This window comes from Parabacteroides sp. D25 (assembly GCF_000307475.1).
Classification (GTDB): domain Bacteria; phylum Bacteroidota; class Bacteroidia; order Bacteroidales; family Tannerellaceae; genus Parabacteroides; species Parabacteroides distasonis.
In genome coordinates this window covers 425,707-442,700 of sequence record NZ_JH976502.1, presented here as the reverse complement: position 1 = coordinate 442,700, position 16,994 = coordinate 425,707, and the positions used below count along the sequence as shown (strand labels likewise).

The window sequence follows — 16,994 nt, the reverse complement described above, 5'->3', positions numbered from 1 at the left end:
GTTAACATTTACGAAAATGAAAAGATTAACGATAACGCTATTTATACTCGCGACGCTTCTGTTGAACATGCTTCCGGCATGCGACGGTTTGGATGATCATTATTCCACTAACCCGACTTACCGGCTAAGCTTCTCGACAGACACGCTCGCTTTTGACACGATCTTCAGTACGATCGGTTCTACCACCCGTCAATTTATGATCTACAATAAAAATAGTGAACCTCTGAGCATTGAGTCCATCATGCTGGCCAGTGGAGAGTCTACCGGCTTCCGCATGAATGTGGATGGACGCAAAGGTAGCTCATTTAATAATGTAGGAATACTCGCCAACGACAGCATGTATGTATTCGTGGAAGTAACGGTCGATCCGAATGGGGGCAATCAACCTCTGTTGATACAGGATTCCGTACTTTTCACCGTGAATGGCATCCGTCAATCCGTATTATTGGAAGCCTATGGGCAGGATGTTAATCTTTACAAAGGCGGTGTTACGATTACAAAAGATTCTATCCTCACGGCCAATCGTCCTTATTTGATCTACGATAGTTTGGTTATCGCTAAAGGGGTTTCATTGAATATCGAGAAGGGGGCTACTTTCTATATGCATGATAAAGCGAGCCTGATCGTTCACGGCTCCATGAACGCTTTAGGCACCTTGGATGAGCCTATCACTTTCCGAGGCGACCGTTTGGATTATATACTAAATGATATATTACCGTATGACCGGACTCCCGGACAATGGGGAGGCATTACCTTTAAGGCGGATAGCTACGGGAATGTCTGGGATAATGTAATCGTACGTAATGGTACCTCCGGTGTATATTGCGAGCCTTCCACCCCGGACCGGCCAAAGATCAAGATAAACAACTCACAGATCACGAATATGGGGAGCGATCTATTCTTCGCCATCAATTGTGATGTTATCGCTACAAATACGGAATTCAGCAATGCCGGAGGAAGTGTACTCACTTTAGTCGGTGGTAAATATTACTTCGCTCACTGTACGATGGCTAATTACATGAGTTTAACCAAAAGGGAAATGGCCAGCGAGACTGTTCCTTTGGATAGTAAATGCCTGTACTTGCTCAATAACGTAACAGTAGACGGAAATGGCCCGTATCCTATCACGCAAGCTTATTTTGACAATTGCACTATCGATGGAAGTTACGATGTCGAATTAAAAGCAGATGGCAGTACAGATTTCGATTATCGGTTCAATCACTGTGCGCTTAAAGCCAAAGAATCCTCCAGCGATCACTTCAAGGAGGTCTTGTTTATCAAAAAGACTCCTTCCTATCGGAAAGTAGGAGGCAAGCAAAATAAATACACCTATGATTTCCGGCCAGATTCCGTATCGACTACCGGAGTCGGAAAAGCAGATCCCGAGATAACGAAGAATTATCCGATCGATCGTTACGGTGTCAACCGGCTAACCAGTTCGAACGGCCCGACCATAGGAGCCTACGAGTTTGTTCAGGAAGAGACCGAAGATTCAAACGAATAAGAATACATTACATATTAACAATTAATCAAAGCTTTAACTATGAAGATTTTTATGTTTTTTCTTTTATTCTTTGCCTCCCCTCCGTTATTTGCCCAAGCTACGTTCAAAGTCATGACCTATAATGTGGAGAACTTTTTCGACACAAGGGATAATCCAACCAAGAATGACGATGAATTTCTACCTTCCGGCAACCGGTACTGGACACAAAGCCGCTACTATCATAAGCTACAACAAATAGCGAAAGTAATAAGCGCTGCCGGGGAATGGAGCACACCGGCCTTAATAGCTCTTTGCGAAGTCGAGAATGACTCCGTCCTGTCTCATCTTACCCGTCGCACACCGCTCCGCTGGCAGGATTACCGATATATTATCACTCAAAGCCCCGATCCCAGAGGTATTAATGTCGCTCTTCTTTATCAACGAGATCAATTCTTTTATTTACGACATGAATCCATTCCAATTCGTTTTTCCGGGAACAAACACAAATTAACCCGAGATATCCTACACGTATATGGAAAGATCATAACAGGCGATACCTTAGATGTTTTCGTGTGTCATTTCCCCTCCCGCTACGGAGGAGAAAAAGAAAGTGAAAAGGATCGTTTTGACGCGGCCCGCACTTTACGGGGATCTAGCGATTCCCTGTTACTGATACGAGAAAAGCCGCAGATACTCATTATGGGAGACTTCAATGATACCCCTCAAGACAGAAGTATTTCCGAGATATTCGCTGCCCAAGCCTTTCCTGAAAATACGCAGATCACAGATTCCACATCTTGTACCTATTATAATTTGTTCGCAAGCCCCCATATAACTCAATTCCCGGGTAGTCATAAATACCAAGGCGAATGGAGCCAACTCGATCAAATAATCGTAAACCGGGATCTCATCACGCAAGAGTCTTCCATGCATATCATTCCGGAAAGCATCCACATATTCGCTCCTGATTTTTTATTGACTAAGGATAAAACATGGCGGGGGGTACGTCCTTTTCGAACCTATTACGGCTTTAAATATGAGGGCGGTTTTAGTGACCATTTACCATTAACAGTCGATTTTCTAATACGTTCTCAGATCAAACGCTGAAAAGAAAACCTTGAAACCTTTTTTCCGATCTCTTGTTATCCTATTAAAGAAGAAAAGCTATGTAGTCAACAAGCAAACAGAACACATATGGAAATAAATCTCGCCTCAATCCGGCAAGAATACACAAAAGGAGGATTAAGGGAAAGCGAACTTCCGGATAACCCATTCTTGCTTTTCAGTCAATGGTTACAAGAGGCTATAGACAGCAAAGTAGATGAACCCACGGCCATGCTAGTAGGGACCGTATCTCCAGAAGGCAAACCTTCCACCCGTACCGTCTTATTAAAGGACCTGCATGATGATAAGTTTATTTTCTACTCCAACTACGAAAGCCGAAAAGGCAGGCAACTGGCACAAAACCCGGCAATCTCTCTTTCGTTTGTATGGCATCAATTAGAAAGGCAGGTACATATCGAAGGTACGGCTGAAAAAGTCCCCCCGGATGAATCGGATCAATATTTCAAAAAACGCCCGTATAAAAGCCGGATCGGAGCTCGTATATCCCCACAAAGTCAACCCATCGGCAGCCGTATGCAACTTATACGAGCTTTCATTAGAGAGGCAGCTCGTTGGATTGGAAAAGAAGTGGAGCGTCCGGCTCACTGGGGCGGGTATGCCGTCATTCCCGAACGTATCGAGTTCTGGCAAGGTAGGCCCAACCGGCTTCATGATCGCATAGTATATACCCTTCAACCGGACGGCCATTGGAAAAAAGAAAGGCTCGCCCCATGAAATCAGGTACAAGTCCGATACCAAAGGATAAGAGATAGATAATTCATCGAAAACGATTATCTTTGTCTGTCAAAATACGTAATACCTATGAATATTAGATCCATATATCTAGCCGGTCTATTCGCAATCATCGGCTCCCACATAATCAACACAAACGCCCAGCAACTTAGGAATCCTTTCGATTTCCCGATCTTACTGAGCGGGAACTTCGGTGAGTTAAGAAGCAATCATTTCCATTCCGGAATAGACTTCAAGACACAAGGGGTAGAAGGTAAACCCGTACATACGGTACAAGAAGGATACGTATCACGTATATCCGTAAGTCCATGGGGCTACGGTAACGGGCTTTACATCACACACCCGGATGGAACGACCACCGTATACGGCCATCTACAAAAATTCTCGAAGAAAATAGCGAATTATGTAAAAGAGCAACAATACGCACAAGAAAGTTTCAATGTAAATCTCTTCCTTACGCCGGATTTGCTTCCTGTCGAGAAAAATGAAGTCGTAGCGTTAAGCGGCAATACCGGAAGCTCTGGTGGACCTCATCTCCATTTTGAGGTACGAGACACCGAGACCGAGGAAGTCATGGACCCCTTGGATTATTTCTCGGATCGGATAACCGATACCCGTCCTCCTAAAATCCAAGGAATACAGATCGTCCCCATCGAAGGAAAAGGCGTAGTAAACGGCAAAAGCAAGAAGCTTGAGATAAAACCCGTCACGGCGAAAAACGGGAAACAGACAATCACTGGAAAAATCGAGGCATGGGGAGAAATAGGGCTCGCTGTAAAAGCCTATGATTATATGGATAATACGACTAACATTTATGGCGTACGAGAAATCACGCTCACGGCAGACAGCCAAGTGATTTTCCATAGTAATCTTGATAAGTTCGCATTTGACGAGACCCGTTATCTGAACACATTCACAGATTACGAAGAATGGAAAGATCATCGCTCTTTCTATATGCGTAGTTTCATCGAGCCGGGAAACCGTCTACGCTTCCTTGAAAGCGTAAACCGGGGAATCTTGCGTATAGATGAACCTCGTACCTATCATTTGACGTATACACTTGCTGACGCTTTCGGCAATGCCACCCGTTTATCCATCTGGATCGAGGGAAAGAAACAAGAGATCCCCCAGATCGATACGACTCATACAGAATTATTCCATTGGGGTAGCGAGAATAGGTTCGGCGCTAAAGGCATCCGTCTCGTCATGCCTAAAGGTAATCTATATAATGACCTCTACTTCCGCTATTCGGTGAAAGAAGATAGTACCTCATTATCAGCCACCCACATATTGCACGATAAGCCAATTCCTTTGCATGGAACGGCCCAGTTATCACTATTCTTGCAAAGCGATACGCTTGAGAATAAACAACAATATGGTGTGGTTCGCTTACAAAACGGACGTGCCTCTTGGATGGGCGGTACATACCGTAATGGCTGGATCGACGCAAATATCAAGGAATTGGGCAGTTATAAGATACAACAAGATACAAAGGCTCCGGTTATCACGCCGATCAACCAACAGACGTGGGTCAGCAAACAGAACTTCATATTCCGTTTGTCCGATAACTTAAGCGGGGTACAAACCTACCGGGGAGAAATAGACGGGCAGTTTGTCTTATTCGAGATGAATAATAAATCGGTTATTACCTATCGCTTCGATAAAGAGAGGTTGCAAAGAGGCAAGCATGAACTTAAATTAATCGTAACGGATGCTTGCGGAAATGAGTCGATTTATACACATCCGTTTACTTGGTAGGACGATTTATCGTATTTTTTAGGCAAAATATAAGTCCTTTGATTGCTTTACTTTAAGAAATTCGTATATTTGTTTCTTGTATATTTATCGTATTGAGTAGATTGCTCAACAATAAACACAATAATATTATAAACATGGAAAACAACGACTTATTAGAAATGGTAAGAAGTAAGGCACAAGGATGGCTTACGAAAAGTTATGATGCGGAAACTCGTGCTCAAGTTCAAGCGTTACTTGACAACGAAGATCCTACTGAGTTAATCGAGTGTTTTTATAAAGACCTAGAATTCGGAACAGGTGGATTGCGCGGAATCATGGGGGTAGGTTCAAATCGTATGAATATATATACAGTTGGCGCAGCTACCCAAGGTTTATCCAACTATCTGAAAAAGGAATTTGCGGATTTAGAACAGATAAAGGTTGTCATCGGCCACGATTGCCGTAACAACAGCCGTAAGTTCGCGGAAATATCAGCCGATATCTTCTCCGCTAACGGCATCAAGGTTTATTTATTCGAAGACCTACGTCCGACTCCGGAAATGTCATTCGCTATCCGTAAACTGGGATGCCAGAGCGGTATCATCTTGACGGCTTCTCACAATCCGAAAGAATACAACGGATACAAGGCTTATTGGGATGATGGCGCACAAATGATCGCCCCGCACGATAAGAATACGATCGCCGAGGTTAACAAGATCCGTAACGCTAGCGAGATTAAATTCAAAGGAAATAAAGAATTGATCGAGATCATCGGACAAGCGATCGATGATGAATATATCAAGGAATTAACAACGATTTCTTTGTCTCCGGAGGCTATTTCCCGCCATAAGGATATGAAGATCGTGTATACTCCAATTCACGGAACAGGTGTTAAATTGGTTCCTGCCGCTTTGAAAGCTTACGGATTCACGAACATTATCCATGTACCGGAACAAGATGTTGTTAGCGGTGATTTCCCGACGGTTATCTCTCCGAACCCGGAAGAGCCGGCTGCTTTAGCTATGGCTGTAGAGAAAGCAAAAGAGACTGACGCTGAATTGGTAATGGCTTCCGATCCGGACGCAGACCGTGTAGGTGCCGCCGTTAAGAATAACGAAGGCGAATGGGTACTTTTGAATGGTAACCAAACCGCTTTGATGTTCGTTTACTATTTAATCACTCGCTGGAAAGAGTTAGGTAAGATCAATGGTAAAGAATATATCGTAAAGACAATCGTTACGACAGAGACGATCAAGACGATCGCCGAGCGTAATGGCGTAGAAATGTACGATGTTTATACAGGCTTCAAATGGATCGCTAACGTTATGCGTGAGAACGAAGGCAAGAAAAACTATATCGGTGGTGGCGAGGAAAGCTACGGATTCCTTTGCGAGGACTTCGTTCGCGATAAAGACGCTGTTTCCGCTTGCGTTATCTTAGCCGAGATCGCAGCTTGGGCAAAAGATCAAGGTTTGAGTTTGTATCAATTGCTTCAGAAGATTTACGTGGAATACGGCTTCTCTAAGGAGAAAGGTATCTCTGTCGTGAAGAAAGGCAAGAGTGGAGCGGAGGAGATCGAGGCTATGATGAAAAAGTTCCGTGAGAACCCGTTGACAGAGATCGCAGGCTCTAAGGTAACTTATTTCTACGATTACTCTACATTGAAAGGTAAGGACTATGCAGAGAACGAAACCGTTACATTAGATATGCCTACTACCTCTAATGTGCTTCAATACTTCACGGAAGATAATACAAAAGTATCTATCCGTCCTTCCGGAACAGAACCGAAGATCAAATTCTATTGCGAGGTTCACTCCAAGGTAAAGAGTATCGATGAATTGCCGGAGGCAGAGAAAGCGGCAGAAGAAAAGATCAATCAGATCAAGGCTTCTTTAGGGATCTAATCGAACTTAATTATTACATATAGAGGCAAGGGCGAGAATCGTTCTTGCCTCTTTTTATTCTATCAGATCAAATCAGACTTACTGAAACAAAACGGCAACAAGGCCGTTGCGCTCGGAACGAGATACGCTTCCTCTTTTCCACAAAGAAGGACTTTCATAGGTTTGTTATAACGTTGCTCGGTTTCCAACATCACTTGCCGGCAGGCACCACAAGGCGTGATAAGATCCACACGTTCCCCATCCTTCATAGCCGCAATCGCCAAAATCTGAACTGCCGCATCCGGATAACGTGCTCCCGCATAAAATAAGGTGGTCCGCTCCGCACAAAGCCCAGACGGATAGGCTGCGTTTTCCTGATTATTTCCGGAAAGTATCTCCCCATTCTCCAATAGAACCGCCGCTCCCACATGAAACTTGGAATAAGGAGCATAAGCTTTTTTCGAGGCTTCAAAAGCGGCCTCGTACAATTGCCTATATATATTGTCCAATTCTCCTACCGCATAGACCTCTACCCGGGTCTCTAATTTCAATTCTTTCATTTTCTTGATTGTTTTAATGTTTTGAAAGAAACATAACTATAATTCTTATAGGCTATAAATATAAAAAGAATATATTAATTTCGCACCCACATCATAGAATATACCTTATATATAGAATAAAGACATATGCATTCAATGCTTCTTACATCCGATAAAGACCCGATGGGCGCCGCTATCATCGATTATCTCGCACATGGAAAAGCGAGTAAACTCCGTGTATTCTCCTCCATGTTCGATGAAGATGAGATTCCCGTGAATCAATTATTCCGGACTTTCCAAGAAATGCCCTCCTTGGAACAGAAAGCCCTTCAACTCAGTACAGGCAAAATATTGGATGTTGGTGCCGGAAGTGGATGCCACACCTTGGCTTTACAGGAAATGGGTAAAGAGGTTACCGCTATCGACATATCCCCTCTTTCCGTAGAGGCCATGAACAAACGGGGCGTAAAAGACGCCCGCTTACAGAATTTTTTTGACAGGAGCTTAACCGGACCATTCGATACCATTCTTCTCTTAATGAACGGTTCCGGGATTATCGGTAAACTGGAAAATCTCCCGGCTTTCTTTCACCGCTTAAAAGAGGTTCTAGCCCGGGACGGACAGCTTTTACTTGACTCTAGCGACTTAAGTTATTTATTTGAAGATGAAGACGGGAATCTGGATATCGCCCCCGAGGATGATTATTTCGGAGAGATCGATTTCCGCATGCAATATAAAAGTATCAAAGGGGATTCATTTGATTGGTTATATATAGATTTCAACACGCTGAATCTATACGCAAGGCAAGCCGGCTTTAAAGCGGAAAAAATAGAAAATGGGGAGCATTACGATTATCTAGCCCGTATCTCCTATTTTTAACCCATCAATTCCCGGTAGATATGTATTTTCTTTTATATATTTGTCCGGTAAAATCGGATCGAAAAGAACAGTTATGCGTTTATCCCTTCATTTTTTAGGTATATTATTATTGTCCCTCGTCTGTTTAAGCGCAGGGGCGGAAAGCCAGCGGAAGCTGACTTCCTATCAAAAATACATCAGTAAATACAGTGATTTGGCGATTCAACACCAAAAGAAATATCGCATTCCGGCAAGTATCACCTTAGCGCAAGGATTACTGGAATCCGGAGCTGGGCAAAGCGACTTGGCCAGACGCTCCAACAATCACTTCGGTATCAAATGCCATTCGGACTGGCGAGGCGGCAGGGTCTATCACGACGACGACCTGCGGGGAGAGTGCTTCCGGAAATACAAACGAGTAGAGGATTCTTATGATGACCATTCCCGCTTCCTCGCCGAACGCTCCCGCTACGAACGCCTGTTCAAATTAAACATCAAGGATTACAAAGGCTGGGCCAAAGGACTACAAAAATGCGGTTACGCCACCGATCGTGCTTACGCGAATAAATTAATCAAGGTTATCGAAGATTATGAGTTATACCGCTTTGACTCCGGTAAGAGAAAAAAGAAGACCTCTACCAAGAAGCAAAATCTTCCGGTGTTCAATTATCAAGTCTATCGTACCCACGGTTTGATCTATGTATACGCTAAGGATAACGACAGTTTCGACCAGATCGCCCGAAGCATGGGATTCAAGGCCAAGCAGTTGATGAAATTCAACGAGGTGCCTGAGGACTTCCCGTTGCAGGCAGGCGATATCGTATATCTGGAAAAGAAAAAGAAGAAAGCGGACAAGCCGAATTACGACCATGTGGTACAAGTCGGAGAGTCTATGCACAGTATTGCGCAGATGTACGGAATCCAGATCAAGAGTCTGTATAAAATGAATAAAAAAGACAAAGATTACATCCCGGAGGAAGGAGATGTCTTAAAACTTAGATAAGTAACATAAAAAAGTATTACCTTTGCGGTTCAAATAATATAGTACAATGAGTGATCAACGTTATAACCTGCGAGGCGTTTCCGCTTCAAAAGAAGATGTTCACAATGCGATAAAGAACATCGATAAGGGAATTTTTCCGAAAGCGTTCTGTAAGATCATCCCCGATATCTTAGGCGGTGATCCTGAATATTGTAATATTATGCACGCGGATGGCGCCGGTACCAAATCGTCCTTGGCGTATATGTACTGGAAAGAGACCGGAGATCTTTCGGTGTGGAAAGGTATCGCCCAAGACGCTCTTATCATGAATATCGACGACCTGCTCTGCGTAGGTGCCGTAGACAATATCTTGGTCTCTTCTACAATTGGACGTAACAAGCTGTTGGTTCCGGGCGAGGTGATCTCGGCGATCATCAATGGAACAGATGAGTTGCTGGCAGAGTTACGTGAGATGGGCGTTGGTTGCTACGCGACAGGTGGCGAGACCGCAGACGTTGGCGACTTAGTTCGTACCATCATCGTAGATAGTACGGTCACTTGCCGCATGAAACGTTCGGACGTAATCGATAATAAGAATATCCAAGGAGGAGACGTGATCGTAGGTCTGGCATCTTCCGGACAAGCCACTTACGAGAAAGAATACAATGGAGGTATGGGTAGCAACGGCTTGACCTCTGCCCGCCATGATGTTTTCTCTAAGTATTTAGCGAAAAAATATCCGGAAAGCTACGATGCCGCCGTTCCCGAAGAATTGGTTTACTCCGGAGGATTGAAACTTACGGATAAGATCGAGGAATTAGGGATCGATGCCGGAAAGATGGTGCTTTCGCCTACACGTACCTATGCGCCGGTAATTAAGGTATTGCTTGATAAACTACGCTCTCAAATCCATGGTATGGTACATTGTTCGGGAGGGGCCCAGACAAAAGTCATGCATTTCGTAGAGAACAAGCGTGTAACTAAGGACAATCTCTTCCCTATCCCACCGTTATTCCGCACGATTCAGGAGCAGAGCGGTACGGACTGGAGCGAGATGTACAAGGTATTCAATATGGGACACCGGATGGAGATATACATCGCTCCCGAGCATGCGGAAGAAGTAATCGGCATCTCAAAAAGCTTTGGTATTGATGCGCAAATCGTGGGCTTCGTAGAGGAAGCTGATAAAAATGAATTGATTATCGAAAGCGAGAAAGGTCGCTTCACCTATTAATAAAGATAAATGGCCGAAAATAGTTTACTTGGTAAATTAGACGGATTAGTGAGCCGTTTCGAGGAAGTCGGTACCCTTATTACCGACCCGGCGGTGATCGCCGACATGAAACGGTTCGTAAAACTGAACAAAGAGTACCGTGATTTGGAGAAAATTGTGGGAGCTCGTTCGGAATACGTGAAAGTATTGAACGGGATCGAGGAAGCGAAAGCCTTGCTTGAGTCCGAGCAAGATCCGGAAATGCGGGAAATGGCCCGTGAGGAGCTGGATACCTGCAACGAACGTATTCCCGCTTTGGAAGAAGAGATAAAATTATTGCTCGTTCCCGCTGATCCGCAAGACGACAAGAACGCGATCGTTGAGATACGAGGAGGAACGGGAGGTGACGAAGCCGCCCTTTTCGCCGGTGATCTATATCGTATGTACGTGAAGTATTGCGAACTGAAGGGATGGAAAATAAGCGTGTCTAGCTTTAGCGAAGGCTCGTCCGGCGGTTTTAAGGAAATCATCTTCACGGTATCGGGCGAGAAAGTATACGGAACGTTGAAGTATGAGTCCGGTGTACACCGTGTACAGCGTGTACCGGCTACGGAGACGCAAGGACGTGTACATACCTCCGCCGCTACAGTTGCCGTATTGCCTGAGGCGGATGAATTTGATGTTGAGATTAATGAAGGGGAGATTAAATGGGATACCTTCCGCTCCGGTGGGGCCGGTGGTCAGAACGTAAACAAGGTGGAATCAGGTGTCCGTCTGCGTTATGTCTGGAAGAACCCCATTACAGGTGTGAGTGAGGAAATCTTGATCGAATGTACGGAGACACGAGACCAACCGAAGAACAAAGAAAGGGCGCTTACCCGTCTTCGTTCGTTCATTTATGACAAGGAACACCAGAAATACTTGGACGATATCGCCAGCAAGCGTAAGACCATGGTATCTACCGGTGACCGCTCCGCGAAGATCCGTACGTACAATTACCCGCAAGGGCGTATCACGGATCACCGTATCAATTACACGATCTATAATCTTTCAGCCTTTATGGACGGTGAAATTCAAGATTGCTTGGATCACCTGATCGTAGCGGAGAACGCTGAGCGACTGAAAGAGTCTGAATTGTAAACACATCCAATCATTTCATACTGAATAAGAAAATGAACAAACAACAGCTATTCGAGAATATTAAAAAGAAACAATCCTTCCTTTGTGTCGGATTAGATACAGATATAAAAAAGATCCCGCAACATCTATTGTCGGAAGAAGATCCTATTTTCGCGTTCAATAAAGCGATCATCGACGCTACCGCCGATTATTGTGTCGCTTACAAGCCGAATCTGGCTTTTTACGAGAGCCTCGGCACAAAGGGTATGATGGCTTTTGAGAAGACTGTGGCTTACTTACGGGAGAATTATCCCGATCAATTTATCATCGCCGACGCGAAACGTGGTGATATCGGAAATACCTCCGAGATGTATGCCCGTTCTTTCTTCGATCATATCAAGGTAGATGCCGTAACGGTCGCTCCCTATATGGGCGAGGATAGCGTAAAACCATTCTTGATCTACCCGGAGGCTTGGGTAATCTTATTGGCCTTGACCTCCAATAAAGGCTCACATGATTTTCAAATGACGGAAGACGCAAATGGTGAACGTCTTTTCGAGAAAGTACTAAAGAAATCGCAAGAATGGGCTAACGATGAGCAAATGATGTATGTAGTGGGCGCTACCCAAGGCAAGATGTTCCTTGATATCCGTAAACAGGCCCCGAATCATTTCTTGTTAGTTCCGGGCGTAGGCGCTCAAGGTGGAAGCTTGGCGGAAGTAGCTCAATACGGGATGAACGACCAATGCGGTCTTTTGGTAAATTCTTCCCGTGCGATTATTTACGCGGATAAGACGGAGGCTTTCGCCAACGTAGCCCGTGAGGCGGCACATGCCGTACAGAAAGAAATGGCCGGTTATCTACATGATAAGGGAATTATTCCCTGCAAAGCATAGGCTATATAAAGAATTTTCACCATTTTTGCAAACTAACTGTCTATAAACAGCGGACAGTCAACGAAGATACATATATAATTGAATAAGTAATGGAGTTTTCAGCCCAACAAATTGCCGGCTTCCTGAACGGAACGATTGAAGGAGATCCGAACGTTAAAGTCAGCAACTTCTCTAAAATAGAAGAAGGAAAGCCAGGTACATTGACCTTTTTGGCGAATCTTAAATATGCGCATCATATTTATAATACCGAGGCAAGCATTGTTTTGGTGAATAATGATTTCAAACCGGAACAACCGATAAGAGCCACACTTGTAAAAGTAGAGAACGCTTATGCGGCGCTCGCGATGTTATTAAATTTGGTAGAGCAATCGAAGAGCAAAAAGAAGGGGGTTGATTCTACCGCTTTTATCGCCGCTTCCGCGACCGTGAGCGACGATTGTTATGTCGGTAACTTCGCCTACATCGGAGAAGGCGTAAAAATGGGTAAGAACTGTATGGTATACCCGCACGCTTATATCGGTGATCACGTGACGGTAGGAGATAACTGCGTATTCTATCCGCATGCCACCGTTTACGAGAATTGTATAATCGGCAATAATTGTATCCTTCATGCCGGTAGCGTAGTCGGGGCTGACGGTTTCGGATTCGCTCCCGAAGGTGAGACTTACAAGAAAATCCCGCAATTAGGCAACGTTATTATCGAGGATGATGTAGAGATCGGAGCCAATACGACAATTGATCGTGCGGTGATGGATTCTACGATCATTCACCGAGGCGTTAAGCTGGACAATCTCGTACAAATCGCTCATAACGTGGAGGTAGGCGAGAATACCGTGATGGCGGCGCAAGTCGGCATCGCCGGTTCCGTAAAAGTAGGAAAGCATTGTATGTTTGGCGGACAAGTTGGTTTGGCCGGACATATCCATGTGGCGGACCACGTCGTATTCGGAGCTCAGGCTGGCGTTATCAGCGACGTGAAGGAAGCGACGACATTGCTCGGGGCGCCGGCGATCAACGCTAAGAACTTCATGCGTTCCAGCGCGATCTTCAACCGTCTTCCGGATATATACCGCTCGCTGGGGCAAATGCAACGGGAGATCGAACAACTCAAGAAAGAAATTAATAAACAATAAAGACCTATGCAAAAACAGAAAACGCTTGCGGCAAGTTTCTCCTTGAAAGGAAAAGGGTTGCATACCGGATTAGATATAGAGATTACGTTTAATCCCGCACCCGAGAACCATGGATACAAGATCAAACGTGTCGATATGGAAGGCCAACCGACGATTGACGCCTTGGCCGAGAACGTGGTTAATACACAACGGGGTACGGTGCTTAGCAAGAATGGCGTTCAAGTAAGTACGATCGAGCACGCGATGGCGGCTTTATACGCTTATGAGATCGATAACTGCTTGATCGAGGTAAACGCACCCGAGTTTCCGATCCTAGACGGAAGTTCTCGCTTCTTCTCCGAGGAAATCCAAAAGACAGGGGTTGTTGAGCAAAACGCTCCGAAGGATTATTATATCGTAAAGCACAAGATCGAGGTAAAAGATGAGGAAACCGGTTCTTCGTTGATCATCCTTCCGGATGATAAGTTCAGCGTGAACGTATTGATCTCATTCGATTCGCCCGTGCTTTCCAACCAATTCGCCACGTTGAACGATCTCAGCGAATTCCCGACAGAATTGGCGGCTTCACGTACGTTCGTATTCGTACGCGAAGTGGAGATGTTGCTCAACAATAACTTGATCAAGGGTGGCGATTTAGACAACGCGATCGTTATCTACGACCAAAAGATACCGCAAGAATCTTTGGACAAATTGGCAGATATGCTGAACATCCCTCACAAGAACGTGCAGGAATTAGGCTATATCAATAACAAGCCGCTTGTATTCGATAACGAACCGGCACGTCATAAATTGATCGACGTGATCGGAGATATCGCCTTGATCGGTAAGCCGATCCGCGGACGTGTGATCGCTACCCGTCCGGGACATAAGATCAATAACCAGTTAGCTCGTATGATCCGCAAGGATATCAAGATGAACGAGGTGCAAGCCCCGGTATACGATCCGAACCGTGAGCCGGTGATGGATATCAACCGTATCCGTGAATTATTGCCGCACCGCTATCCGTTCTTATTGGTTGACAAGATCATCGAGGTTGGCGGGAACTATATCGTAGGCGTAAAGAACATCACGACCAACGAACCGTTCTTCCAAGGGCATTTCCCTCAGGAGCCGGTCATGCCGGGAGTTCTACAGGTTGAGGCTATGGCACAAACAGGTGGTTTGCTAGTCTTGAATTCCGTAGATGAGCCAGAGCGTTATTCTACCTACTTCATGAAAATAGATGGCGTGAAATTCCGCCAAAAAGTCGTTCCGGGCGATACGTTGATCTTACGTCTGGAATTATTGGCACCGATCCGTCGCGGGATCTCTACCATGAAAGGGTATGTATTCGTTGGTGATAAATTGGTTAGTGAAGCCGAGTTCATGGCTCAGATTGTAAAAAACAAATAATAAGATAAAGTACGATAATGAATATATCTCCTCTAGCAGTCGTTCATCCAGAGGCCCAAATCGGCCAGAATGTAACTATCGATCCGTTTGCCGTGATTGAGAAAGATGTCGTAATCGGTGATAATTGCCATATATATTCTCACGCCGTTATCTTGGATGGCGCACGGATTGGTAAAAATTGCAATATTTTCCCGGGAGCGGTCGTTGCCGGTATCCCTCAAGACATGAAATTCGCGGGGGAAACCACGACGGCGGAAATCGGAGATAACACGACGCTTCGCGAATGCGTGACGATCAACCGGGGTACCGCTTCCAAAGGTAAGACCGTGGTAGGTCGCAATTGCTTAATCATGGCTTATTCGCACGTGGCCCATGATTGCGTCTTAAAAGACCATATTATCATCGGTAACGCTTCGCAAATCGCCGGGGAGGTAGAGATTGATGATTTCGCTATCGTAAGCGGAGGTTCCTTGGTGCATCAGTTCACGCGTATATCCAAGCACGTGATGGTACAAGGCGGTTCTCGTATCGGAAAAGATATCCCTCCTTATACCTTGATCGGCCGTGATCCGATCGTTTATTGCGGTATCAATATCGTAGGTTTACGTCGCCGGGGATTCACGAATCAGCAGGTATTCTTGATTCAAGACATCTATCGCACGCTGTATACCCGAGGCTTGAATAATACGGAGGCGCTGAAAGCGATCGAGACCGAGTACGAGCCTAGCGAGGAACGGGATTTGATCCTCAATTTCATCAAGTCTTCCAGCCGGGGTATCGTAAGAGGTTCGATCGACGAATAAGCGACACAAACATCCGGACAACCAAAAACAAATCGGCGCAAATCCACATCTTACGATGAGGGGTTTGCGCCGATTCGCTATTTATGTCACCAAAAGGTTATTTATAGGGTAATTCCCGTGATCTGCCGGATCATTTCAAGATCGATCCCCATGGCTTTCATCTTCTTGGCGTTTTCGAGGTTCGCTTCTGTCTCGCCTTTTGCCAGTCCTTTCGCCTTACCTTTCTCCTTATTTTCCGCTCTACTTTCCGCTAGTCCTTCCAGGTATCCTTCAAGCTTCGCCGAATCCAATACGTCATTTTGTATCATGACCGCATTCAGGTGTTCGTCGTAAGCGTATCTATCCTCGGGGGTCATGGAGTAGTATCTCAATTTTTCTCGAGCCTCGCCTAATCCCGGAGTCATGGTGTCAGGACGAATTGTTCCTCTTTTAAGGTAGTCCATCCATTCTTCTAGGGGAGTGACGGCTATCTTATCGAACTTATTGGTCCGTATGAGTATATATTCGGGGAAAATCTCGGGGGATAGCTTGGAGACAATTACGCTCCTCTCTTTCGTGTTGACTACCAATTGATCCTTGGTATGTATGCCGATGAAATGATTCTGCCCGTGATAAAGGTAGTCCTCGCCCCGTCCGATGTCGAAGTAGAATATGTTGATTGAGTATATTTTCTTAACCTTGTGGTAGTCCTCGCCCAGTGATATGTACTCGGTTATGGTTTTCGCCACGCCATAGAGTACCTGTTCGAGATAATATAGCTTGCGAATATTTTATATTTTCACGATGATGATCTCGCCCTTGTCGTTAAGTGCCTCGGCGTACACCCTGTTGAACTTGTCATCCTCATACAGTTGATTACCCTCGCTCTCCAGTAGCTCCACGATGGTAATCTTCTCTCCAAGAAAAACCGTGAGAAAACCCTCCAGCACACCGAAGTTGGCTTTTTGCCGGAGCAGTCTCTTGATCGCCCAATCGAAACGTATGTATCGGTCTTTTAATTCTTTCATGCGTTGATCCTCCTTTTTTTATCCATAGTTGATAGGTTTTAAGTTACGGCCCAATAGCGGGCGGTGTCGTAAAGATATGTCATTTCGGACGA

General features: G+C 45.1%; 16 protein-coding genes. 13 read left to right on the top strand and 3 right to left on the bottom strand.

Annotated elements, in window-relative coordinates; translation table 11 throughout:
• The first annotated feature begins 16 nt into the window (after window positions 1-16).
• The 5 genes from HMPREF0999_RS08765 (at window position 17) to HMPREF0999_RS08745 (ending at window position 6,981) form a co-directional block, all read left to right on the top strand.
• Entirely contained in the window at window positions 17-1,504 is a 1,488-nt protein-coding gene (locus tag HMPREF0999_RS08765) for a hypothetical protein (RefSeq protein WP_005854408.1), read from the top strand.
• Between the two features lie 39 nt (window positions 1,505-1,543).
• Window positions 1,544-2,590, top strand: a complete 1,047-nt coding sequence (locus HMPREF0999_RS08760) for an endonuclease/exonuclease/phosphatase family protein (RefSeq protein ID WP_005854406.1) — start codon at window positions 1,544-1,546, stop codon at window positions 2,588-2,590.
• 87 nt (window positions 2,591-2,677) lie between these two features.
• Window positions 2,678-3,322 (top strand): pyridoxamine 5'-phosphate oxidase, encoded by a 645-nt coding sequence (gene pdxH / locus HMPREF0999_RS08755; RefSeq protein ID WP_005854404.1) that lies wholly within the window; start codon window positions 2,678-2,680, stop codon window positions 3,320-3,322.
• 87 nt (window positions 3,323-3,409) lie between these two features.
• Window positions 3,410-5,098, top strand: a complete 1,689-nt coding sequence (locus HMPREF0999_RS08750; RefSeq protein WP_005854402.1) for a M23 family metallopeptidase — start codon at window positions 3,410-3,412, stop codon at window positions 5,096-5,098.
• A gap of 134 nt (window positions 5,099-5,232) precedes the next feature.
• Window positions 5,233-6,981 carry a phospho-sugar mutase gene (locus HMPREF0999_RS08745; RefSeq protein ID WP_008780043.1) on the top strand — a complete coding sequence of 583 codons (1,749 nt, stop codon included), beginning with the start codon at window positions 5,233-5,235 and terminating at the stop codon, window positions 6,979-6,981.
• A 62-nt stretch (window positions 6,982-7,043) separates the two neighbouring features.
• Here the strand turns inward: HMPREF0999_RS08745 and cdd are convergent, their stop codons facing one another.
• A complete protein-coding gene (gene cdd, locus HMPREF0999_RS08740) occupies window positions 7,044-7,520 on the bottom strand; it encodes a cytidine deaminase (RefSeq protein WP_005864357.1) in 477 nt (158 codons plus the stop codon).
• Window positions 7,521-7,646: 126 nt separating this feature from the next.
• Here cdd and HMPREF0999_RS08735 point away from each other — a divergent pair, with 126 nt between their 5' ends.
• The 8 genes from HMPREF0999_RS08735 to lpxA all read left to right on the top strand — a co-directional run bounded on the left by HMPREF0999_RS08735 (window position 7,647) and on the right by lpxA (window position 15,895).
• Entirely contained in the window at window positions 7,647-8,378 is a 732-nt protein-coding gene (locus HMPREF0999_RS08735) for a class I SAM-dependent methyltransferase (protein ID WP_009275737.1), read from the top strand.
• Between the two features lie 73 nt (window positions 8,379-8,451).
• Entirely contained in the window at window positions 8,452-9,360 is a 909-nt protein-coding gene (locus HMPREF0999_RS08730) for a glucosaminidase domain-containing protein (protein WP_009275736.1), read from the top strand.
• Window positions 9,361-9,406: 46 nt separating this feature from the next.
• Window positions 9,407-10,573 (top strand): AIR synthase related protein, encoded by a 1,167-nt coding sequence (locus tag HMPREF0999_RS08725; protein WP_005854386.1) that lies wholly within the window; start codon window positions 9,407-9,409, stop codon window positions 10,571-10,573.
• 9 nt (window positions 10,574-10,582) lie between these two features.
• On the top strand, window positions 10,583-11,692 hold the full coding sequence (prfA, locus tag HMPREF0999_RS08720; RefSeq protein ID WP_005854384.1) for a peptide chain release factor 1: 1,110 nt from the start codon (window positions 10,583-10,585) through the stop codon (window positions 11,690-11,692).
• 32 nt (window positions 11,693-11,724) lie between these two features.
• A complete protein-coding gene (gene pyrF, locus HMPREF0999_RS08715; RefSeq protein ID WP_005854382.1) occupies window positions 11,725-12,567 on the top strand; it encodes an orotidine-5'-phosphate decarboxylase in 843 nt (280 codons plus the stop codon).
• A gap of 89 nt (window positions 12,568-12,656) precedes the next feature.
• Window positions 12,657-13,700: a UDP-3-O-(3-hydroxymyristoyl)glucosamine N-acyltransferase gene (gene lpxD, locus HMPREF0999_RS08710; RefSeq protein WP_009275735.1), complete on the top strand. Its 1,044-nt coding sequence runs from the start codon at window positions 12,657-12,659 to the stop codon at window positions 13,698-13,700.
• Between the two features lie 6 nt (window positions 13,701-13,706).
• Window positions 13,707-15,092 carry a bifunctional UDP-3-O-[3-hydroxymyristoyl] N-acetylglucosamine deacetylase/3-hydroxyacyl-ACP dehydratase gene (locus HMPREF0999_RS08705; protein ID WP_005854379.1) on the top strand — a complete coding sequence of 462 codons (1,386 nt, stop codon included), beginning with the start codon at window positions 13,707-13,709 and terminating at the stop codon, window positions 15,090-15,092.
• Between the two features lie 17 nt (window positions 15,093-15,109).
• Window positions 15,110-15,895, top strand: a complete 786-nt coding sequence (gene lpxA, locus HMPREF0999_RS08700) for an acyl-ACP--UDP-N-acetylglucosamine O-acyltransferase (RefSeq protein ID WP_009018102.1) — start codon at window positions 15,110-15,112, stop codon at window positions 15,893-15,895.
• Between the two features lie 101 nt (window positions 15,896-15,996).
• On the opposite strand, the gene HMPREF0999_RS08695 is transcribed toward lpxA, so the two are convergent.
• Together HMPREF0999_RS08695 and HMPREF0999_RS22900 are read right to left on the bottom strand one after the other, a co-directional pair.
• Window positions 15,997-16,662, bottom strand: coding sequence for a PD-(D/E)XK nuclease family transposase (locus tag HMPREF0999_RS08695; protein ID WP_083865946.1), 666 nt, complete (start codon window positions 16,660-16,662; stop codon window positions 15,997-15,999).
• Window positions 16,663-16,665: 3 nt separating this feature from the next.
• Window positions 16,666-16,902: a hypothetical protein gene (locus tag HMPREF0999_RS22900; protein WP_009275733.1), complete on the bottom strand. Its 237-nt coding sequence runs from the start codon at window positions 16,900-16,902 to the stop codon at window positions 16,666-16,668.
• Window positions 16,903-16,994: the final 92 nt, after the last annotated feature.